The sequence below is a fragment of the Mucilaginibacter terrenus genome (assembly GCF_003432065.1).
Classification (GTDB): domain Bacteria; phylum Bacteroidota; class Bacteroidia; order Sphingobacteriales; family Sphingobacteriaceae; genus Mucilaginibacter; species Mucilaginibacter terrenus.
In genome coordinates this window covers 587,982-608,622 of record NZ_QWDE01000002.1, presented here as the reverse complement: position 1 = coordinate 608,622, position 20,641 = coordinate 587,982, and the positions used below count along the sequence as shown (strand labels likewise).

20 protein-coding genes are annotated in these 20,641 nt (G+C 43.1%); 1 reads left to right on the top strand and 19 read right to left on the bottom strand.

The features are described from left to right. The first annotated feature begins 55 nt into the window (after nt 1–55). On the top strand, nt 56–1,909 hold the full coding sequence (locus DYU05_RS13425) for a sensor histidine kinase (RefSeq protein WP_117383619.1): 1,854 nt from the start codon (nt 56–58) through the stop codon (nt 1,907–1,909). Between the two features lie 4 nt (nt 1,910–1,913). Here DYU05_RS13425 and hisS read toward each other — a convergent pair whose 3' ends face one another. From hisS to DYU05_RS13325, 19 genes are all read right to left on the bottom strand, one after another. Continuing rightward, a complete protein-coding gene (gene hisS, locus DYU05_RS13420; RefSeq protein WP_117383618.1) occupies nt 1,914–3,287 on the bottom strand; it encodes a histidine--tRNA ligase in 1,374 nt (457 codons plus the stop codon). An 82-nt stretch (nt 3,288–3,369) separates the two neighbouring features. Continuing rightward, nucleotides 3,370–4,047, bottom strand: a complete 678-nt coding sequence (locus tag DYU05_RS13415) for an OmpA family protein (protein ID WP_117383617.1) — start codon at nt 4,045–4,047, stop codon at nt 3,370–3,372. 204 nt (nt 4,048–4,251) lie between these two features. Then, nucleotides 4,252–5,580: a sensor histidine kinase gene (locus tag DYU05_RS13410; protein ID WP_133300234.1), complete on the bottom strand. Its 1,329-nt coding sequence runs from the start codon at nt 5,578–5,580 to the stop codon at nt 4,252–4,254. Between the two features lie 9 nt (nt 5,581–5,589). Beyond that, the gene (locus DYU05_RS13405) at nt 5,590–6,267 is read right to left on the bottom strand and encodes a response regulator transcription factor (protein WP_117383615.1); all 678 of its coding nucleotides are present in this window, start codon (nt 6,265–6,267) and stop codon (nt 5,590–5,592) included. Nucleotides 6,268–6,273: 6 nt separating this feature from the next. Next, nucleotides 6,274–7,182, bottom strand: a complete 909-nt coding sequence (locus DYU05_RS13400) for a hypothetical protein (RefSeq protein ID WP_117383614.1) — start codon at nt 7,180–7,182, stop codon at nt 6,274–6,276. 21 nt (nt 7,183–7,203) lie between these two features. Continuing rightward, nucleotides 7,204–7,536: a hypothetical protein gene (locus DYU05_RS13395; protein WP_133300233.1), complete on the bottom strand. Its 333-nt coding sequence runs from the start codon at nt 7,534–7,536 to the stop codon at nt 7,204–7,206. A 137-nt stretch (nt 7,537–7,673) separates the two neighbouring features. Continuing rightward, nucleotides 7,674–8,597, bottom strand: a complete 924-nt coding sequence (locus tag DYU05_RS13390; protein ID WP_117383612.1) for an FAD:protein FMN transferase — start codon at nt 8,595–8,597, stop codon at nt 7,674–7,676. Nucleotides 8,598–8,770: 173 nt separating this feature from the next. Beyond that, nucleotides 8,771–9,844, bottom strand: coding sequence for a peptide chain release factor 1 (gene prfA, locus DYU05_RS13385; protein ID WP_117383611.1), 1,074 nt, complete (start codon nt 9,842–9,844; stop codon nt 8,771–8,773). 123 nt (nt 9,845–9,967) lie between these two features. Continuing rightward, nucleotides 9,968–10,726: a UDP-2,3-diacylglucosamine diphosphatase gene (locus DYU05_RS13380; RefSeq protein ID WP_117383610.1), complete on the bottom strand. Its 759-nt coding sequence runs from the start codon at nt 10,724–10,726 to the stop codon at nt 9,968–9,970. A gap of 53 nt (nt 10,727–10,779) precedes the next feature. Next, the gene (locus tag DYU05_RS13375; RefSeq protein WP_117383609.1) at nt 10,780–11,337 is read right to left on the bottom strand and encodes a DUF922 domain-containing protein; all 558 of its coding nucleotides are present in this window, start codon (nt 11,335–11,337) and stop codon (nt 10,780–10,782) included. A 22-nt stretch (nt 11,338–11,359) separates the two neighbouring features. Next, nucleotides 11,360–12,301, bottom strand: a complete 942-nt coding sequence (locus DYU05_RS13370) for an SPFH domain-containing protein (RefSeq protein WP_117383608.1) — start codon at nt 12,299–12,301, stop codon at nt 11,360–11,362. 49 nt (nt 12,302–12,350) lie between these two features. After that, entirely contained in the window at nt 12,351–12,560 is a 210-nt protein-coding gene (locus DYU05_RS13365) for a hypothetical protein (protein WP_117383607.1), read from the bottom strand. 588 nt (nt 12,561–13,148) lie between these two features. Next, complete coding sequence (locus DYU05_RS20925; protein ID WP_165852075.1) at nt 13,149–13,430, bottom strand: hypothetical protein; 282 nt, start codon at nt 13,428–13,430, stop codon at nt 13,149–13,151. Between the two features lie 310 nt (nt 13,431–13,740). Continuing rightward, nucleotides 13,741–14,292 (bottom strand): hypothetical protein, encoded by a 552-nt coding sequence (locus DYU05_RS13350; protein WP_133300231.1) that lies wholly within the window; start codon nt 14,290–14,292, stop codon nt 13,741–13,743. Nucleotides 14,293–14,299: 7 nt separating this feature from the next. After that, nucleotides 14,300–15,871 (bottom strand): hypothetical protein, encoded by a 1,572-nt coding sequence (locus tag DYU05_RS13345; RefSeq protein WP_117383603.1) that lies wholly within the window; start codon nt 15,869–15,871, stop codon nt 14,300–14,302. Between the two features lie 78 nt (nt 15,872–15,949). Further along, entirely contained in the window at nt 15,950–16,942 is a 993-nt protein-coding gene (locus tag DYU05_RS13340) for an L-histidine N(alpha)-methyltransferase (RefSeq protein ID WP_117383602.1), read from the bottom strand. Between the two features lie 17 nt (nt 16,943–16,959). Continuing rightward, nucleotides 16,960–18,114 (bottom strand): ergothioneine biosynthesis protein EgtB, encoded by a 1,155-nt coding sequence (egtB, locus tag DYU05_RS13335; protein WP_117383601.1) that lies wholly within the window; start codon nt 18,112–18,114, stop codon nt 16,960–16,962. 4 nt (nt 18,115–18,118) lie between these two features. Beyond that, nucleotides 18,119–19,687, bottom strand: a complete 1,569-nt coding sequence (locus tag DYU05_RS13330) for an ABC transporter permease/substrate-binding protein (protein ID WP_117383600.1) — start codon at nt 19,685–19,687, stop codon at nt 18,119–18,121. Next, nucleotides 19,684–20,640, bottom strand: coding sequence for an ABC transporter ATP-binding protein (locus tag DYU05_RS13325; protein WP_117383599.1), 957 nt, complete (start codon nt 20,638–20,640; stop codon nt 19,684–19,686). The genes DYU05_RS13330 and DYU05_RS13325 overlap by 4 nt, the downstream gene beginning before the upstream one ends. Nucleotide 20,641: the final 1 nt, after the last annotated feature.

Sequence of the window (20,641 nt, the reverse complement as noted above, 5' to 3'; positions counted from 1 at the left end):
ACTAATAAATTATTGTAAATTTAATTGCCCTTATCGGACACAGCCCCTATCACGAATGGACGACATTTTTAAAGTAATTCTTGAGCAAAATCTTGCCGGATATTGGGATTATTACGTCCAGGAAAATAAAGTAATTTACAGCACTGCCTTTAAAGCCTTGTTTGGATATGACGATGTTGAACTGCCCGGTTCTACCGAAACGTGGTCGCAGCTAATAGTAGATGAAGACCGGGCTAAAATGGATGCGTGTGTAGCGGCGCACTTTTCAAGTCAAGGCAAAATCCCTTTTAATGTTGAGGTAAGATACAAACATAAAAATGGCTCTATTATATGGATAAAGAGCTCGGGGAAGGTAATTGAATGGGAGGGCAATCTTCCAATACGGATGGTAGGCTGCCATATTGATATCACAGAAAGCAAACAAATTGAACTTGAACTTGCAATAAGTGAGCAACGTTTTAGAAATGCGTTCGAGTGGAGTTCGATCGGTATGGTTCTGGTGTCTACTGATGGTAAGTTTATGAAAGTAAACCAAAGCCTTTGCGACATGCTGGGTTATACCAACGATGAGCTAATGAGTACAACGTTTCAGGAGATCACTCATCCTGAAGACCTTGAAGTTGACCTGGAACTGATGCACCAGACGCTGAAGGGAGATCGGAAGAACTACCAAATGGAAAAGCGCTATTTCAGGAAAGATGGCCGCACCATTTGGATATTGCTAAACGTCTCGCTAGTGCGCGATCACGATAACACTCCTTTATATTTTGTTTCTCAGATAAAAGACATAACGCAACGAAAAACTGCGGAAGATGCTTTACGCGAAAGCGAAAGACGCTGGAGCTTTGCTATAGAAGGTTCCGGCGGGGGGCTTTGGGACCTCGACCTAAGAAATAAAACCATTTATCATTCGCAGCAGTGCTTACGTATGATAGGTATGGAGAACGAAAACTTTGGCAATGTTATAGGTGATTGGACAAGCCGGGTGCACCCGGATGATAAGGCAAAGTTCTTAGCTGATGCGCATAACTACTTTAATGGAGTTACCCAATCATACGAAAACCAACACCGGATACTTTGTAAAGACGGCACCTATAAGTGGATACTAGATAGAGGTAAGGTTATAGAGTATGACGAAGATGGCAAGCCTGCGCGTATAATTGGTACACATACCGACATCACCAGCCAAAAACAGCAGGAGCAGCAATTACGCGATACACTTGACATGATCAGTGGCCAGAATAACAGGTTATTAAACTTTGCCTACATCGTGTCTCACAACTTGCGCACGCATGCAAGCAACTTTAAAATGTTGATGGATGTTGTATCTGACCCTACAACTACAGAGCAGGAAAAGAAAGAAATGACTGACCACCTGGGTAAGGTGTCAGAACAACTTAATGAAACGATTGATAACCTTAATGAAGTAGTATCTATTCAAAGCAATATAGATATACAAACTGTTGAGCTTAACCTTCACGACTATTTTCAACGTGCTATTTTACTGTTGCAAAATGAAATAAATAAATGTAGCGCTAAGGTGAACAACTATATCCCGAGCGAGATAACGGTTAACTATAGTCCCGCTTATCTCGAAAGCATAGTACACAACCTCTTAAGTAACGCAATCAAATACCGCTCACCTGAACGACAGCCCCAGATATCTATAGATTATTTTAACGAAGCAGCTGGTAAACGAGGATTCACCATTAAAGACAATGGCATTGGTATTGACCTTAATAGACACGGAAGTGAGCTTTTCGGAATGTACAAAACGTTCAACGGCAATCGCGACGCAAAGGGCATGGGGCTTTTTATCACAAAAAACCAAATTGAGGCTTTTGGTGGTAAAATAGATGTTAATAGCACCCCGGGAGAAGGCTCAGTTTTTAAAGTATACCTAACATAAATGGTCAGGCAATTAGCTTTGCCAGAATATCTTCGCCGGTAAGCTTTTCCTGTTCGCCGCTCTCCATGTTTTTTAAAGTAAGCAGACCGCTTTGCATCTCATCGCTGCCTATTAAAATGGTAAAAGGTATCTGCTTGTTATTTGCATAATCCATTTGCTTTTTAATCTTAGCACCTGCTGGATAAAGCTCTGCACTAATATTCGAATTGCGCAATTTCTGCAGCAATGGTAATGCATAAGCCTCTCCGGCTTCATCAAAGCAAATAATTAATACCTTAGTGCCTGCTACTGCTGATGCCGGGAACAAGTTAAGTTCCTCCAGCACATCATATATACGGTCGGCACCAAAAGAAATACCTGCACCGGTAAGTCCCTTCAAGCCAAACATCCCTGTTAGGTCATCATATCTGCCCCCGCCGCCTATGCTACCCATAGCTACTTCGTTGGTTTTAACCTCAAAGATGGCACCGGTATAATAATTCAGGCCCCTTGCCAGGGTAATGTCTAATTCAAGCGTTGCTCTTTTTAGCGGAGTATATTGTAAGTACCTAAAAACAGTTTCAAGCTCATAACATCCCTGAAGGCCAACTGTGGAAGCTTGCAAAGCCGACCTGAGGCTTGCAAGCTTCTCGCCATTTGTACCTTGCAACAATATCACCGGCTTAATTCTGTCAATGTCAGCCTGAGTAAAACCCCTATCCAGCAATTCCTTAATTACACCGTCTAAGCCTATTTTATCCAGCTTATCTATTGCTACAGTTAAATCAATTATACTATCACCCTTGTCTATAACTTCAGCAACCCCTGATAGTATTTTTCTATTATTAATCTTTATTGTAAAGTCCTTTAGTCCAAGTTTACTTAAAGCTTCATCATAAATCTGTACAAATTCAGCTTCATTCAACAATGAGGTGGAACCTACAACGTCTGCATCACATTGGTAAAACTCACGGTAGCGGCCACGTTGAGGGCGGTCTGCACGCCAAACCGGCTGCACCTGAAAACGCTTAAATGGAAAGGTGATCTCATTTTGATGCTGCACTACATAACGTGCAAATGGAACTGTAAGATCATAACGCAATGCCTTTTCTGATATAGAAGCTGTAAGCAAATTGGAGTTCTTTTCTGTAAGGTATTGGTCATTAGCTTTTGACAAGAAGTCTCCGCTGTTTAAAACTTTAAAAATCAACTTATCCCCTTCGTCACCATATTTACCAGTAAGCGTGCTCAGGTTCTCCATACTCGGCGTTTCTATCTGCTGATACCCATACTTGCGGAATACACTCTTAATGGTATCAAATATAAAATTGCGTTTGGCCATCTCGGCCGGAGAAAAGTCGCGAGTGCCTTTTGGGACAGAAGGTTTAACAGATGCCATAATGCCGCAAAGGTACAAAAAACAAAGCCCTTTGCTTTATCAGCAAAGGGCCTGTTAAACTATTAAATGATCTTATATAAACTTACTGTGCGCTACGGGCCTGGTTCTTCATTTGCTCGTTAGCAACAATTACAATTTCTACACGGCGGTTTTGAGCCCTGCCATCAACTGTACTATTGTCGGCAATTGGCTCACTTTCGCCCTTACCTGAAGTGGTAAGGCGGGAGTTAGCTACGTTACCCGCAGCAATGTAAGCCTTAACCGCCTCAGCACGGCGTACAGAAAGATCCATGTTATGAGAATCTGAACCAGTATTATCTGTATGGCCTACAATCAAGATGTTAGTCTGTGGATTGTTCACAAGTGATTCTGATAAATTTTGCAGGTTGGTGCGTGCTGCTGCCTTCAGATCAGATTTGTCTGTATCAAACAGGATACCCGAATCAAACTTAACCAATATACCTTCGCCTTCGCGGATAACGGTTGCACCAGGTACGGTTTGTTTAATTTCTGCCGCTTGGCGGTCCATATTACGGCCAATAAATGCACCGGCTGTACCACCAACTGCGCCACCTATAATAGCACCTAATGCAGTGTTACCTGCTGCTTTACCTATAACGGCACCAATTGTACCACCGGCACCTGCACCAATTGCAGCGCCCTTTTGTGTTTTTGTTAACGAGTTACAGCTAGAGCCCAATACGCCTAACGTAGCTATAGCAATACTGAAAGTAGCTATCTTTAATCTTAATGTATTCATGATATATGTTGTAGTGTTTTGCTTATCATTTGCAAAGCAAATGCCAAAACGTGTTAAATAACAGGTTTGACTCGCGCCAGCCGCAAAGGTTAATTATTAAAACTCAAACAATACTTTTTTAATAAACAGGCAACGATTACAATAATGCAAAACGCGCTTGTTCAGTAAATGGCGAAATGAATGACCGCAATTTAGTACAAAGCGTTACTTACTAATCAGCTTTCCCGGTATTATTAACGTAAATGTACTGCCTTCACCCTTTGTGGAACGCACATCAACTGATATGTTGTGAAATGTAGCGATTGTTTTTACTATAGGCAAACCCAGCCCGAAGCTATCCTGTAAAAGCGACTGTTTTATTTTTTTAAACCGGTCAAATATATACGGGATCTCTGCAGCATCTATACCTATGCCGGTATCGCTGATACTCAACACATAATAACTATTCAGCTCTTCTCCGGTAATGCTGATAGAGCCGTCGACTTTGTTGTACTTAACAGCGTTATTAACCAGATTAAACAATAAATTAAAGAGCAGGTATTTGTTCACCCCAGAAAGTTCGACATCTTGTACCGCAGCAATATCAAAGCTCAGATTTTTATCCTGCAACCGTATGGATATCTCATCATAAATCTCCTGCAGCAATTCTTTAAGTGAAACTTTATCCTCTTTTAGAAACTGCTCGTTTTCAATTTGTGAGATAAGTAATAGTGTCTTAGTAATAGTTTTAAGGCGATTGAGTATTCTCTGCATCTCCAACATCCGCACTTTCACCTCGTCGGTAATGTTCTCCTCTCCAAACATATTCTCGATTTTCGATTGCAGGATGGAAATAGGTGTCATCAATTCGTGCGATGCGTTTGAGATAAACTCACGTTCCTTTTGAAACGCCCCCTCTATCGTTTCTATCATCTTATGTATGCTGATATCTAGTCGCTGAAAATCAGACGTACTTGTTTTGACTTCTTTGTAAGAGGTAAAGCTGGGGAACCTTGCTCCAACCAGTTTAGTTTTGATGATGATGCTTAGTGGCCGTAGTATATAGGTAGAATAAACCTGATCAGCCAGAATAGTGAGCAAGATCAATCCAACCAAAACAGAGAAGGCAATGTTCTGTAACGGCTTAGTGGTCTCGCCAATAGTTTCTGTGCTCTTACCTATTTCCAGCAGGTAATTGCGATTACCCGCTTTAAATGTGTGGCTCAGTATGCGGTAATCTATAGTATCCCGTTCAACAAGGCGGCGCTCATTCTGTATGGTATCAGCATAATAATCAGGCTCTACCTCGTCCAGACTGATGTATTCCTCTTTAAGCGGAAGGTAACTGCCGTAACTTTCGCCATTCTCGATGTAAGATTTAATACCCTTTTCCTTAACAATCTGCAGCAGCTTTTCTTTCTGCTTAACCAGGCGATTGTCCGTGTAGTTTTTGTTGATGTTCTCTATAATGGCGGGCAGTAACAGAACAAACAGTGTTACAATTACCAGTTTAGATATGGCATTAAACAGGGTGAGTTTGGTCCGTAACTTCACAACTGGCAATTAGCTTTTAATACGATAACCCAATCCCCGTACAGTTTCCAACCATTCAATTGGTGCAAATGCGCTTAACTTTTTCCTGATGTTTTTAATATGTGCGTCTATAAAGTTGCTGTCGTAGTCATCATTAACCACGCTTCCCCATATGTGTTCACTAAGCTGCGTTCGGGTAAGCGTACGATTTTTATGAAGAATCATATACGCTATCAGGTCAAACTCCTTTTTTGTGATAGAATTGACAGCGTTATTTAAATAGGAAATTGTGCGTGCAGTAAGGTCTACAATAAATCCGTCCAGATCAACAACCTGGTTAACTAAACCAAATTTGCGGCGGGTAATAGCCTGCATACGGCTTTGCAGCTCGAGTAACGAGAAAGGCTTCGGCAGGTAATCATCTGCACCAAGGTCGAGCCCTTTTATACGATCATTTACCTCTGCCCTGGCTGTTAATATAATGCAGGCTGCTTCCGGCCTGCTTATCTTGGCTTCCTTAAGTAAATCAAGTCCATCGTAGTCAGGCAGCCCTAAATCTATCAAAATAAAATCGTACAGGTTTACGGCTATCTTTTCAGACGCGGTACTTCCACTAAAACATACTTCGCAGATATAGTTGTTCTTTGACAGGAACAACTCCAGTTCGTAAGCGAGTGCTTTTTCATCCTCAATAATTAGAACATTCATCCTGTATCAGTAAAAAATGTAATAAAAGGTAAGATTGTAGAACGATTCCCTGCGGTTCATTAAAGCACCTTCTACATTTACCGGCATAGAGTATTTATAGGAAAACTCTACTGTATAATGTGGGCGGTTATATGCTACAGGCACCTTTATGCTGTAGTTAAGCATGGTAAACCGCGCATTAGCCCGTGCGCCGGCGCCGTTCTCATTACGGATGTAAATGTTATTTGCTTCTAATCTATACTTATGATCGATGGAATATCGCTGCACGAAGTTTTGCGTACCTAAAATAAAAGTAAAGGCAGGGTTGATAGAAAGATAATCCTGATCATCAAAAACATTCCAGCTGCTTTCCCAGTATTTGGAATTGCTTACAGTTGCAAAAATATCGTGTGACTTGCCGAAGAGGTAATCTCCAATCAGGGTTGTTTTAAACGGCCCCCAGTCAACAGCATTCTTTAAGTTAATGTCGTTTGATGATGCTGATTTTATTATCTCAGACTTATTATTGAATATAAAGCGAGTATAACTAACGTTACCGGCAATTTTTTTTGATACCCTGTAGTAGTACCCCCCACCCACATCAACCTCATCTATTGTGGCAGCATTATAACCTAAAACCTTAAGTGCCGAACCGTAAACAAACCACCCGGATTTGTAATTGATAACTGCATCGGCAGCCATAAATGGATACTTGTAAGGACCTGTACGGCCAAAGAACAGTGCGTCACTGCCATAGTTTATCCCAGCCGAAAGTGAGTTTTTTCGTACGGGTGCAGCTTCGGCGACCGTGTCTTTCCGGGTTGTATCGGCGCTTACATTAGTTACCGGCGCTTCCAAAGCTGGCACAAGCGGGTGCTCTAACGCATTTACAGCGTTGCAAATAAAAGACAGAACCAATATGCCGAAGTATTTCATTAATAGTGCGTAAACTTAATATTAATTATTATTTCTTCTTGGTATTTCAGGTGGGCGCTCTAGCCCTTCAGGCCGCCGTTGCCGCTTAGGTTTCACCTTGGGCTTACCGGTAAGCGGGTCAAGCTCTTCTATCTTTTCGGGCTTTGGTTGTTTTTTTGCTTTAGCTACTTCCTTTATCTTCTTTTTATCGTCGTCGTGTTGTTTGGCTTTGTTGGTGGTATCCTGCAATAACGACGTACCCGGGCGTATAGCATAGCCGGATACATTATTTTTAGTGAAAGTAATGCTTTTTGCAGATAAGAGGCACGGCACCCATATAATACACAACACAATATAAAGGAGCCGCTTTATCATTATAAAGGAAAGAAAATCATTATTTACAAGGGCCACAAAGCCGCTTTGTAAATGAAGTATTTACGGTAAAATTTTAACTATAAAAATTGATTTAGTAGGGGTAAATATAACAATTAACCAACGTGTTGAGCTTTATATCAGGCAAGGCTTACCGCCCTGGATGTATATACCCGCTGATGATCGTCAATTATAATACAAGCCATTTGATTAAGCTTGTTAATAAGATACAGGCCGGCATTAATGCCCATTGCAATAATAGGCAGCGCCATTGCATCGGCAAGTTCCGCACCAGGTGTAATAATACTTACGCTTTTAATTTTACTTACCTCAAAGCCTGTTTCCGGATTGATATTGCCGGCTATTTTATTGGGGGCTACAGTATCAGCACTTTCATTGTTAAAAGATGTTGTAATGGCCATGTTGCTTATGTTTAAGCCCGCAAAGGGCTGGTGTGCCTGCGAAGGATCGGCAGCGCCTATTGTCCATGGCGTGTTGTCCAGCTGAAGTCCCCAGCTAAGCAGGTCGCCGCCAGCATTGATAACACCACTGCTTACACCACTCATTTGCAAAATGTACTTGGCCCTATCCGCAGCATAGCCACGGCTAATAGCATCAAAGCCAATGCGCATACCCTTGTTCTTAAGAAATACGGTCTGTTTGGCAGCATCAAGTACTATATTCTTGTAACTGGCAACGTTAGCTTTGCGCCTGGCTGGTTTTGCATTATTTATTATTGGTTGCTCTGAAGGATGGGTAATGTCGAAAGTACCATAAGTAAGTTCCGATATTTGCAAGGAACGTTCTACCAGCCTGAATATTTCGCTGTCCACCTTTACCGGCTTTAAACCCGCGTTCCGGTTTATTTCGTTTATTTTGCTGTCATCAGCAACGGTACTTAACAGCTCTCCTACACGATCAATCTCGTCCAGTGCTGCCGCCACCTGCTGGTTGGCCAAAGCTTCCTCATCCGAAACGACACTTATTTCAAAACGACTGCCCATCAGTTCGGCAGAGTGCCCGAATATCGTTTTATTACTAGTTAAACTCTTTACTTCCAGCATATGCCTATAGATTTACGTACAGCTAAAAACGTTACAAACAGTGCTAAAGAAAACACACCATCCGGAACCTAACCCTGCTAAAGTATAGGTGCATCATGAAAATGAGATGAAAAGGCCCGTTAAAACAAAAAAGGCGCTATTAAGCGCCTTTCAGTATAAGTTTTACAGCTGCATTAAGCTACTGTACCTTCTTTCAACTTCTCGGCGTTTTCTGCGAACTGAAGCGCTTCCATAATCTCCTGAAGGTCGCCGTTCATAACTCCCGGGAGATTGTAGATGGTAAGGCCGATACGGTGTTCTGTTAAACGGCCCTGAGGGTAGTTGTACGTGCGCACTTTGGCAGACCTGTCACCCGTTGCCACCATTGTTTTACGCTTTTTAGAGGTTTCTTCCAGGTGCTTTTGCAACTCCATTTCGTATACACGTGAACGCAGTACCTGTAAAGCCTTATCGTAGTTTTTCAACTGTGATTTCTGATCCTGGCACTGGGCAACAATACCTGTCGGAATGTGGGTTAAGCGTACGGCAGAATAGGTGGTGTTTACCGACTGACCACCCGGCCCTGAAGCACAGAATAGGTCTTTACGAATATCACTCACCTGCAGATCAATATCAAATTCGTCAACTTCCGGTAACACTACTACAGAAGCGGCCGATGTATGCACACGTCCTTGCGTTTCTGTATCCGGTACACGCTGTACACGGTGAACGCCGGATTCGTATTTGAAGTTCCCGTAGGCGTCCTCGGCATTTACATTGAATACAATTTCCTTGTACCCGCCAGATGTACCTTCGGTATAATCTACCAGTTCGGTTTTCCAGCCACGTTTTTCGCAATACCGCATATACATGCGGTACAAGTCGCCTGCAAAAAGTGCAGCCTCGTCGCCGCCGGTACCACCACGGATTTCTATAATGGCGTTCTTAGAATCTTCAGGATCCTTAGGGATCAGCATCAGGCGAATGGCTTCTTCCATCTCCTCCTGCTGACCTAATAATTCGTCAAGTTCCATCTTGGCCATTTCGCGAAACTCATCGTCCTTTTCGGTTGCAAGAATTTGCTTGTTGGTGTCAATATTGCTCATGATGTTTCGGTACTTGTTGTACTCATCAACAATCTTGGCCAAATCTTTATATTCTTTGTTCAGCTGGGCAAAACGTTTCATATCAGCCATAGCATCAGGACTGCTTAACTCACCTTCAACTGTCTTCCAGCGTTGAAATATCGCTTCTAATTTCTCTAACATCTTCTTAATTAATCATCTGCAAACGTCAACCTATTGCTAAAAACAATAAGCTAAATACGCAGAACAACATGCAAAAATACGTAAAATACTTCCTTCTGTACTCAGCGTATTGTAAAATCGCACCTACTTTCTTGCCGGCTCAAAATGTTGCAACGAAACGTTTTCTCCGTCAAATACCGCATAAGTGCTGTAGTTAACCCATTCGCCAAGGTTTATATACCTGCTTTGTGGCGAAAGCGTAATATCAAGCGGATAGTGACGGTGCCCATAGATCAGGTAATCATAATGGCTATTGGCGAGCACCTCGTTCGAGTATTGCACCAGCCACTCTTGTTCGTGTGCCCGCAAATGTTGCGTGCGATTGCCCTCCATCCTGCTTTTACCAGACCACATATTTGCAATGCCAACCCCCAGGTTAGGGTGAAGCCTTGCAAATAGCCACTGGCAAAGTTTGCTGCGAAATATCTTCTTTAAAAATTTATAGCTTTTGTCGCCTGGACCAAGACCATCGCCATGATGGATGTAAAAACGCTTGCCATTACGTTCTATGCTTAGTTCATTAGAAACTATGGTTGCATTTAGTTCCTTTTCGAGGTAATCAAACATCCACATATCGTGGTTGCCCTTAAAAAAATAGATTTTGATCCCCGCATCTGCCATTTCGCTCAGCTTTCCCAGAAAACGGATATAACCTTTTGGCACTACCGTTTTATATTCAAACCAAAAATCAAAAATGTCCCCTACTAAAAAGAGTTCGGCAGCGTCGGGTGCAATTGCATTAAGCCAGCGAACAATACGGTCTTCACGTTCCCTGGAAGACTCGTAACTTACAGCGCCTAAATGAAAGTCGGATGCAAAATATAGCTTATTACGCTCTGGCATATTCGTCAAAAGTACGGCAATAATATACAGCTTTCAAATCGGGAGCAACCGTGCTATAAACCTGCATTTACCGGCGGCGCAAACTCCAGTCGTTTAGCAAAGTAAGTATCCCAGCTTTTTTGCTGCTGCTTATTGGTACTGTGTTCGGTATCAGCATCGTAATTAAGGTTAAGCTGCTTGTATTTGGCATCTATCTGGTTAAAAATAGCCATTGCCTCCTGCTGGTAATTTGCTGTAAAGCGGCTGCGGCTCATGGTACGTAACACCTCCTGCTGCTCCAGGTAAGCTATGTTGTAGTGCCCCTGCTCGTGCTTCAGTATTTCGGCCAGGTTTGCCCTATCGCCGATAAGTGATTGGTTTATCCACGATTTATCGTTGTTCATGTTTAGCCTTACTGTGAAGTTGAGCCGGTATTGGCCATGCTCATGTGAGGCCTGGAAATGAAAATCGATAGTGCAATTGGTATAAGCCACCACCCCGCGGTTGTTCACCTTTGGATAGCCCCGGAAATCGGCCGGGGTGAGCTGCCTGAATGGCTGCGCAAACAGCGACGTAGCAGCAAGCATAAACAGGACAAGTACGCAGCTTATCCTTAATAGTTTAAATTCCATTATAGCATAAAAAGTAAATAATTTACTTTTTGACTGCGTCGGTATGTAATTGGTTTAAAGCCATCATTTCTTTCATGGTGCGCTGCATAGCGTCGCTGGATCCATCCAGAAAAATAACGTTGCCTTTGGAGTTTTCCGAAAAGTGCTTGATAGATTCCGTCCACATGGTAAACAGTATAACGGAAGTATCCATATTGGCGGTCTGCATTTCCTTTGCAGCGGATGTCATACCCTTGGCAACTTCCTCACGGAACAGCGCTATACCCTGACCACGTAATTGTGCTGCCTGCCGCTCGGCCTCGGCAGATATCTTTATAGCATTACCATCAGCCTCGGCAGCTTTTGTTTTGGTGATCAGCAACGCCTGTCCTTCGTTCTCGGCAGCAGCTTTAAGATTGTTTGATGCCACTACCTGGCTCATAGATTTCATAATCACGTCGTCAAACGTAATATCATTTAGCTGAAGGTCCTGCAGGTGATAGCCCCAGCCTTCCAGTATGGTATCCAGTTGCTCCTTTACGTGCTCTACAATGTCCCGGCGGAGTATCAATACTTCGCTTTGTCTTTTGGTGGCCACAAAGGCGCGGATAGAGCCTTCTACAGTGCGTATTAAAGCCTGCATGAGGTTGCGCTCATCTACAAACTTGAAGGCCACGTTTTTGATGGTTTCTTCCTGCTGATCCAGTACCGAATACAGCAGCATGGCTTTAAAGTACACGTTCGCCTGGTCAAACGTTACCGCCTGAAATTCCAGCTCTACCGAACGGTTTTGGATAGATATCTTAGAGTAAATATTCTCGATAAGCGGAATTTTGAAATTGAGCCCCGGCGTAAGAATGCGGCGATACTTTCCAAATACGGTGATGACGACAATTGTACCCTGCTTAACTGTTACAAAAGACGAAAGAATAATAATGATAAGAAAGAAAACTAAAACGTATACAATAAGAGATGCAGGCGACATTGGTGTTTAATTTTAATAAAGATAGCGCTAATAAACAGATGCGCAACCTTTATAAAGTAAGTATTTGATGAGCGGCTAACAGAAAGTGTTTCGGCCACGAGGAGTTTACCAGGCTATTTTTAACAATAATAACGGAATTGATAGTATCCGGGATGTCGTCTACAAGCTTGCTCGAGTGATATGCACCATTTACAACTTCTACAGTATCACGTTTACTGTTTAAGTTGCTGCTATTACAATTTACAAAAACGAATAACATGATGCCAGCAACGATTTTTTTATAGTCACACAATACTGACGTTATTTACGTTTTTGCTTTATAGCGGCCGGCGGTTGAACCAGAACCCCGGGGTTATCTACACCCCTGTCTGTGTTTTGAACTTTAACCTTATGCAGAACCAGGCAATTTCCTTTAGCAAGTATAAAATAAATTGGGGAACGATTGTTATTGTATCGGATGCTTTCTTCAGCTACTTTTATCAGTAACTCAGTGTTAGCCAAGTGGTACATGCTTAAATTTGCTCTAGATATTTTCAACCGTTTATCGTTCACATTATAGCTGCAAACAAGTTGTCCCCCATTTTGTAAAAGAGGAGATGTTAACTTGTAGTATCTGAACGGAGCATCATCAAACACCTCCCAATTTTTTACTTGCGCACTATCTATATAAAAGTAAGTTGAACGGTTGCTTTGTGCTAATGTTCGGTGGGAAGAAAACATGATTATGATTAAAACGAGCTTTTTCATTTTATTAATTAAGGATTACACTTTTGTCCTAGAGTTTCCGCTTTATGCAATCTATTAGTAATCGCAATTTATCTAGCCGAATTTTTAGAGTAATCTGGGCTTAATAGCCGGGCGGCTCATTTTCTTCGAAATACAAAGGCTTCAATAAGATACATTCAAAACTACTATTGCCATGTTCACCAAAGTCTGCCACATGGTAAATACTTTCCAGATAATGCTGGCTGCTCCTAATGGCTTGTGAAGAACCTATCGCAGCTTTATACCTGTCTTCCAGGGTACTCTGGGGTATGCTAAAGGTGAGTTTACACCCACGATTATACAGGTACTGTACTGGTAAAATTAAGCCTCCGTAAATATTCGTTAACAAATGTACCCTCGGCACTATCCGAAAAGCTAATATCCTGAGCCATTCATTTACTATTTATGTCAACCTTAATAAAGGTAAAAGTCTCGGTAAGAAGATCGTGCCAATAATGAGGATCATTTAACACCCTAAAAAACGGAACTTCTAAATTGATTGTAGTACTGTCAACATAAACACTTTTTGGCATTTTTGTTTCCTTACTATCCTGCCTTAATATGTTTATAGTACATTGTCCGTGAACGGTTATGCTTGATAGAAGTAAGAATGTCAATAATATAGCTGCTTGTTTTTTCATTTTTATGTCTACCACAAATAGCAATACTTAATATTAGCTATTGCCCCAGGCCAGCACCCCCATGCTCAAGGGTTCTAAAAGAATCGCCTTACCTGAGAAATACTTATTATTAAACCTCATCACTCTATTGAGCGCGTCAGGATCAATGGCACGTTTGCCTCTTTGCTGCGGGATGTAGGTTAATGGCAGCAGTAACGACAGGTTTTTATAGGACATTGCTTTTGCGTACTTATTTAATGTGGGGACAAGAGTGTTAAAGTCAAGCTTTCTCGCATATTCGTTCACAAAAGTGGTATCCGCACTATCTGAAAAATTAATGCCTTGAACTACCCCTTTTTTATTTATATCAACCTTAATAAAGGTAATAGTCTGTGTCAGATTATTCTTCCAAAAGCTTGGATTGTAAACAACTGCATACACTGCGTTGCTGAAAACACCTAAAAGACTATCTGGATATGATTTTCTAAAACTTTTGTCAACTGCTAAATCAACCCGATTAGATAGGTGATTATTATTATTCTGTCCCAAAGTAATAAAGCTCATCAACATAAATGAGCTAAATAAAAGTCTTTTAATATTTTTCATATAAGGTCTAGTTATTACATCTTGTTCCTGATCCGCCGATAGCATAGGCTAGATTTATAGCCTCAAAGCTACCTAGCAAACCCATATCACTTGCAATTTTGTTCTTAAACTCAGTTGTTAATTGCAATCCACCGAGCGATAGATTTTTAGCGTCTTGAGAGGATAACCCAGGAAACATTTGTTGAAGGGCTGCCCCCATTTTAGTGACGTAATTGATGGCCATGTCTTCATGCTGCACGTTTAAGTTGATGCTATTAGCAAACATATAAGCATGTAAAGCTTCATGCATTATTACCCTTGCTATATATTCTTGTGAGTAACTTGGCAAATGATTAACATCTAACTGCACAGTTACATCCAAAGCGCCATTTACCATTGGCGGCGGTGGCACAGTAAATCCATCAGCCTCAGCAATTAATGTACTACTTTCCTCAAAAGTCAAGTTCATCTTTGTAGAACTACCAAAAACATTTTGAATTAAAGTATTAATTTGATTACTAACACCAGCAGAAATAGTTGAGTTTACCATACTTTTCAAACAGGCATTTTTAATATTGTTTGTTACCGTGGCGGTAGTAGGCGGTGCAGGCGGCTGCGGCACCACACACGGCGTGGTACCACCACCGCCTCCGCCGCCACTACCTCCGCCGCCGCCCGGCATTAAGTTTATAATAATTTTGCCTTTTACAGCTGCCACCGCGGGAGCTGGCGGGCAAAGTGGTGGTAAATTGGGATTCACGCCACCATCTCCGGTAACGCCACCACCCGGTGGAAAGCTGCCGCCTCCGCCGTCATCTGCTAAATCGCAATACGTAAAAGTAATACTGTAAGCATAATCGCGGTGTGTAACTACACCCTCAAAAATGGTTGTATAGTAAATATCCCAAGTTTCTTCGGTACAGTTTACGTACATATAAGTATCAGTTTTTACTGGCCGTGTGCTATTTACCTGTTGTGAACCGACGATTGCACTTACTGACAGGGCTTTGCTTATGCTACCACCCACAAAGGCATAACCGTTTATAAAATTACGGCCGAGCGTAAAATAAAGCACGTTACCGCTAAAACCTGCCGGTATATGCTTGTAGTGAAAATCGGTCAACGTAGACACATACCCCGGGGTGGTTCCGTTTTCAACCGTCTTCATAAAAAATGCAGCGTTCACGGTATCACTTTTCAGAATAAAAACAGCGCTGGTTTTACTACGGTATCTCGCGGTATCTACAGCTCTTCCGGGCAGCAAAAGGCTGTGGTCGTCTGGCACGCTAAACTCAATGGTCTGGCTGCTGTCGGCATTGTTATAAAGCACAAAGGTGCTCCAGTCAACATCAATGCTTCCTACTATATTTTTTAATTGATCTGGAGTTACAGAAGACGTTTTAAGGTTTTGAGCAATACTGTTATTATACTTTTGCTGAATTACTTTTAAGTTTACACCATGGGTTGCTAATGCTTCTTCGCTTTCAGCCATCCCTCCGTGCATGCTATCCTTACGGCAGCTGTAGAACGTAAAGCAAGTTGCAATAACAAACAGCAGCAGGCCAAAAGTAAGCGGCTTGTTCTTGAGAAAATATTTCATTGTGCTGGTCAGGTTAATTATAACGCAACATAGCAATTACAATTAACACTTACGCAATCGAAATAAAAATAATTGCAACTATTTCGCTACCCAAACCGCATCCACAAACCACTGCTTACTATCCGTAAGTTGGGCAACGGGTTTAAAGCCAGTTGCGTTGGCCATAGCATCCACTTGTTCTATGGCGTACTTTTGTGATATCTCCATGTAGATGTATTCATCCTTTTTAAAAGAGATCACTTCGCTGCCGATGGTCACCTGCTGGTCGGCCAGGCTGATGAGGAAGCTCCTGCAGGCACCTGTCTCAGGGTCGTAAGTAGGGTAATGGTCAAATTTATCTACGTCAAAGTTACCCCCAAGTTCACGGTTGATACGACTAAGCAGGTTGATATTAAACCGTTTGGTAATACCCTCTTTATCGTTATAAGCAGCTAAAACTGTTTTTGGGTTCTTTTTAAGATCGACACCAATCAGCACCATATCGCCCGCCGAAAGATGATCGCGCAGCACCCGGACAAAACCATGCGCATCGTCAACGGGCATATTTCCGATGTTTGAGCCAAGGAACATAACAACCTTACGCTTGCCCGAAATTGCCGCGGCTTTTTTCAGCATATCAAAATAATCGCCCTGTAAGCCTTCGATGGCGATGCCAGGTAAGGTTACCGGAAGCGTAATGTTGAGGTACGATATCACATTCTCTGAAATATCTATGGGCAGGTATGTAAAATCCGCCTGCTGTTGTATCAGGTACCTGAGCAGGTGAGATGATTTAGTTGCATCTCCGGCGCCAAGCTCAATCAGGTCAAACGCATCCCCGCTGCCCACAATAGCTTTTGCAAGTTCTGCTGTTTGCTGTGTAAATATCTCCATTTCGCAGTTGGTAGGATAATATTCGTCACAGTTCATCAAGTCCTGGAAAAGCTTATCACCAACACTGTCATAAAAGTATTTAGAGTCGAGCCGTTTAGGTGTGGCAGACAAGCCTCGCATCACGTCGTCGTAAAATCGCGTGCTTGCGTCGTTCAGTTCAATTTGGGGCATTTTGTTGTCAAGGGTATTGCAATCCATTTGGTAGTTGTATCTATCTATTTGGCCAGCCTTATGCCGGTGAACTGCCAGCGCAATTCGGGTTGAAAAAAGTTACGGTAAGTGATGCGGCTATGGTCCGGCGGAGTAGCTTCAGACGCGCCGCGCAATACCTTTTGCCCAACCATAAATTTACCGTTGTACTCGCCGATAGCGCCCGGCGCTTTGGCAAAGCCCGGATAAGGCAGGTACGCGCTTTCTGTCCATTCCCAGCGGTTGCCCCAGCTAAACCTGGTAGCGGCAGCCTCCCACTCAAACTCCGTAGACAGGCGCATACCTTTCCAAGAAGCATACGCATATGCTTCGTAGTAGCTGATATGGCAAACCTCATCGTGCAGGTGCAACAGCTCTAACCCATGATAGGTATACTGATGCCATTGCCCATCTATATTATGCCAGTACATGGGCGCTTCTGCTTTATTGGTATTTACCCAATCCCACCCGGCGGCATGCCAGTGGCGGAAATCGTGATAACCGCCGGCGTTTATAAACTCCAGGTATTCGGCATTGGTAACCAGCGTTGGGCTGATTGAATATTCGTTTAAGTATACCTTATGCCTGTTCAGTTCATTATCAAAGCTGAACCCCTCTCCCGTAAAGCCAATCTCATAAACACCTTCACCCATTTCTACCCACTCGTTACTGTCAGATGCAATAGCTTTAGGCTTTACATAGGTGGGTGAATAAACAGGAAAAAGTGGATTGTTCCCCAGGATGTACTTAATATCCGTCATGAGCAGCTCCTGGTGCTGCTCCTCATGATTGAAGCCTAATACCAGCAATTCCCTTACGTCATCGCCTATCGGATTGCACAACAGGAAGTTCTCCATGGCATCATCCACATATTTTCGGTATCTTTGTATATCCAATACCGTAGGCCTGCTCAGGTTTCCCCTGTCGGTACGTATAACCCTTGTTCCTACCGTTTCGTAATAGCTGTTAAAAACATAGTTGTAGTTAGGGTCAAACTCCTGGTAGCCCATAAAATAAGGCTTAAGAATAAAAGTTTCGAAGAACCAGGTTGTGTGGCCAATATGCCATTTTGGGGGACTAACATCCACCGTGGGCTGTACCACGTAATCTTCAGTTTGCAGAGGGGCGCATATCTCTTCGGTACGCCGGCGTACCTTAAAATAACAATCGGCTAAATCCATGGTATCAGTTGGTATCTAAATAGCGTTTAAGGTCAGAAATTGTTTTAATGTGCAGCTGTTTGGCCTGTGCCTGTCGCATCATTAATGCATACGCATTATTAAAGCCTATTGGTTTTAACCATTTAATGTTGTACTGCTTTTTAAACTCGCGCTGTACGTAATTGTAAGTGGCATCCCGGTTTCCCTGCAGGCTGTTCACTGTTTGCTGCGGAGCCTGCAAAATGGCCAGCAAGCCGGTGCCGGTGTATTCCGGGTAAAAGTCTATCTGGTTATTGGTTAGTGCATCAAAACATATTTTGGTGCCGCCAAGGCCGGTTTTAGTGCTTACGCCGTACTTTGTATACCCTTTAATGAGCATGCTGTAAATATTGGCTAAGATATACTGCTCGCCAAATATCTTAGAACCGATACGTACGACACCTTCGCCACCACCCTGCTCGGGGCGGTACAGATTTTTAGACACCAGGAAATCCTTTGCTACACGCTCGGGCTGCTGGTGCAGGTAATCGGTACGGTAATTCAGCTCTGTCATGATCGAGTCGGTGATCAGGCCAGAAAGCATGTTTAGCGTTTTTTCCAGTTGGGGAAACTTTTTTAGTACGTCTTCCCTCACAATAGGTGCCGCGTAGTAGGGTGGGAAAATCTTTTTATCATCGTCCAGCACAACAAGGTCGTAGGCCTTAAGCCTTCCGTCGGTAGAGTATCCGCTGATAACGTCGAGCTCCTTCTCCTGGGCTGCCTTGTACATTACAGCATCGTTAATCACGATGGTGTGAATCTTGAGCCCGTACTTGCTGCGCAGGCCCAGGTTGCCGTCCTGCCTGCCCATAAATTCCGGCGTAAAACCTGCGGTAAGTTTGCTGCCGTAAGCAGAGGGTATAAAGTAGAAGCACGAGAACAGCACTACTATCACCGCGAATACTTTTAGCGCACCTTTAATTTTTTTGGCATTTAGCTTTTGCAACCTCGACAGCAGAAAATCGAACAATACAGCAAGTAAAGCAGCCGGTAAGGCACCGGCTAATATCATGTTGGTATTGTTAAGCGATATACCACCAAAAATGAATTCGCCCAGGCCGCCTGCGGCTATGTAGGATGCAAGGGTAGCTACACCAACGTTTATCACCGTTGCAGTGCGGATACCTGCCAGTATCACGGGCATAGCCAGCGGGAGCTCTACCTTAAACAGCACCTGCCATTTGCTCATGCCCATGGCTACAGCTGCTTCCTTCACAGATGGATCTACCCCCGTAATGCCGGTAAAGGTGTTGCGGATGATGGGCAGCAAAGCGTACAGCAACAGGGCAACAATAGCAGGCTTTGCACCAATTCCTAACAATGGGATCATGAAACCAAGCAGCGCAATGCTGGGTATGGTTTGCAGTACCCCGGCAATGCCCAGCACCACTCCGGACAGGTTTCTTTTTCGGGTAATGTAAATGCCTAATGGCAACCCCACCATTACAGCCAGCAGTAGCGAAATAAAAGTAAGGCCGATGTGCTGCATGGTTTGCACCGCCAGCTTATCTGCCTGCTGCTGCATGAACTCCCACAAGGTTTGTTGCTGATTCATGCGTTTGGTGATCTATATTTTAAAAACGCGTCTACCAGCTCCTTAATTAGTGTGGTTTTTGCAGATTTTTGATGGTCGTAAAATTGCAACGCACTGTTTTCCTTGCCTTTGTATTGCTCCAGCACCGCCCATACATCAGTATTCGCAGGCAGTTTTTGGGAGGGGTTTTCTGTGCCATTATCCGGCAGTAAGTCCCACAGGTCGGCTACCTTTATTGCCTTAAACTCAAGCTGCAAGCGTTGCTCATCCAAAAAGCTTTTAACGAAGTCGTTAGCAGGCTTAAACAGGAGTTCGGCAGGTGTACCTATCTGTATTATACGGCCTTTATCCATCACAGCAATGCGGTCGGCAAGCTCAAAAGCCTCTCCCACATCATGCGTTACCAGTATTATGGTTTTGCGTTTTAGCTCGTCAAGTGCCTTAAACTCCGCATGTATCTTTGACCGGGTAACATTGTCCAGCGCTCCAAATGGTTCGTCCATAAGCAACACCGGCGGATCTGCCATTAAGGCTCTTGCTAACCCTACGCGTTGCTGCTGCCCGCCGCTTAGCTGGGTAGGATATGCATTAAGGTATTCGCTCCCAAGGTGCAGTTTATCAAACAGTTGATTAATACGCTCCTTTGTTTTTGCCTGATCCCATTTCAGCAGATTTGGCACTATGGCAACATTCTCGGCCACCGTATAATGCGGAAAGAGCCCGTTATTTTGGAGCACGTAGCCAACGCTACGTCTTAATACTTCCGGGTGTTGAGAAAAAACATCCTTTCCGTTGATGGATATCACGCCACTATCCGGTTCAATTAACCGGTTTATCATCTTGAGTGTAGTTGTTTTGCCGCAACCGCTGGTACCCAACAACGCCATGGTCTCGCCTTCCTTTACCTCAAAGGACACGTCATCTACAGCCCTGTTGCCACCAAAAGATTTCCTTAGATGCTCAACCTTAATCATT

Excerpts from the sequence above, each read along its gene's own strand:
- prfA (WP_117383611.1), bottom strand. The coding sequence starts at position 9,844 with ATGTTAGAGAAATTAGAAGCGATATTTCAACGCTGGAAGACAGTTGAA.
- DYU05_RS13400 (WP_117383614.1), bottom strand. The coding sequence starts at position 7,182 with ATGAAATACTTCGGCATATTGGTTCTGTCTTTTATTTGCAACGCTGTA.
- DYU05_RS13340 (WP_117383602.1), bottom strand. The coding sequence starts at position 16,942 with ATGGATTGCAATACCCTTGACAACAAAATGCCCCAAATTGAACTGAAC.
- DYU05_RS13370 (WP_117383608.1), bottom strand. The coding sequence starts at position 12,301 with ATGTCGCCTGCATCTCTTATTGTATACGTTTTAGTTTTCTTTCTTATC.
- DYU05_RS13350 (WP_133300231.1), bottom strand. The coding sequence starts at position 14,292 with ATGAAAAATATTAAAAGACTTTTATTTAGCTCATTTATGTTGATGAGC.
- egtB (WP_117383601.1), bottom strand. The coding sequence starts at position 18,114 with ATGGATTTAGCCGATTGTTATTTTAAGGTACGCCGGCGTACCGAAGAG.
- DYU05_RS13365 (WP_117383607.1), bottom strand. The coding sequence starts at position 12,560 with ATGTTATTCGTTTTTGTAAATTGTAATAGCAGCAACTTAAACAGTAAA.
- DYU05_RS13330 (WP_117383600.1), bottom strand. The coding sequence starts at position 19,687 with ATGAATCAGCAACAAACCTTGTGGGAGTTCATGCAGCAGCAGGCAGAT.
- DYU05_RS13390 (WP_117383612.1), bottom strand. The coding sequence starts at position 8,597 with ATGCTGGAAGTAAAGAGTTTAACTAGTAATAAAACGATATTCGGGCAC.
- DYU05_RS13325 (WP_117383599.1), bottom strand. The coding sequence starts at position 20,640 with ATGATTAAGGTTGAGCATCTAAGGAAATCTTTTGGTGGCAACAGGGCT.
- DYU05_RS13395 (WP_133300233.1), bottom strand. The coding sequence starts at position 7,536 with ATGATAAAGCGGCTCCTTTATATTGTGTTGTGTATTATATGGGTGCCG.
- DYU05_RS13380 (WP_117383610.1), bottom strand. The coding sequence starts at position 10,726 with ATGCCAGAGCGTAATAAGCTATATTTTGCATCCGACTTTCATTTAGGC.
- DYU05_RS13345 (WP_117383603.1), bottom strand. The coding sequence starts at position 15,871 with ATGAAATATTTTCTCAAGAACAAGCCGCTTACTTTTGGCCTGCTGCTG.
- hisS (WP_117383618.1), bottom strand. The coding sequence starts at position 3,287 with ATGGCATCTGTTAAACCTTCTGTCCCAAAAGGCACTCGCGACTTTTCT.
- DYU05_RS13375 (WP_117383609.1), bottom strand. The coding sequence starts at position 11,337 with ATGGAATTTAAACTATTAAGGATAAGCTGCGTACTTGTCCTGTTTATG.
- DYU05_RS13405 (WP_117383615.1), bottom strand. The coding sequence starts at position 6,267 with ATGAATGTTCTAATTATTGAGGATGAAAAAGCACTCGCTTACGAACTG.
- DYU05_RS13425 (WP_117383619.1), top strand. The coding sequence starts at position 56 with ATGGACGACATTTTTAAAGTAATTCTTGAGCAAAATCTTGCCGGATAT.
- DYU05_RS13415 (WP_117383617.1), bottom strand. The coding sequence starts at position 4,047 with ATGAATACATTAAGATTAAAGATAGCTACTTTCAGTATTGCTATAGCT.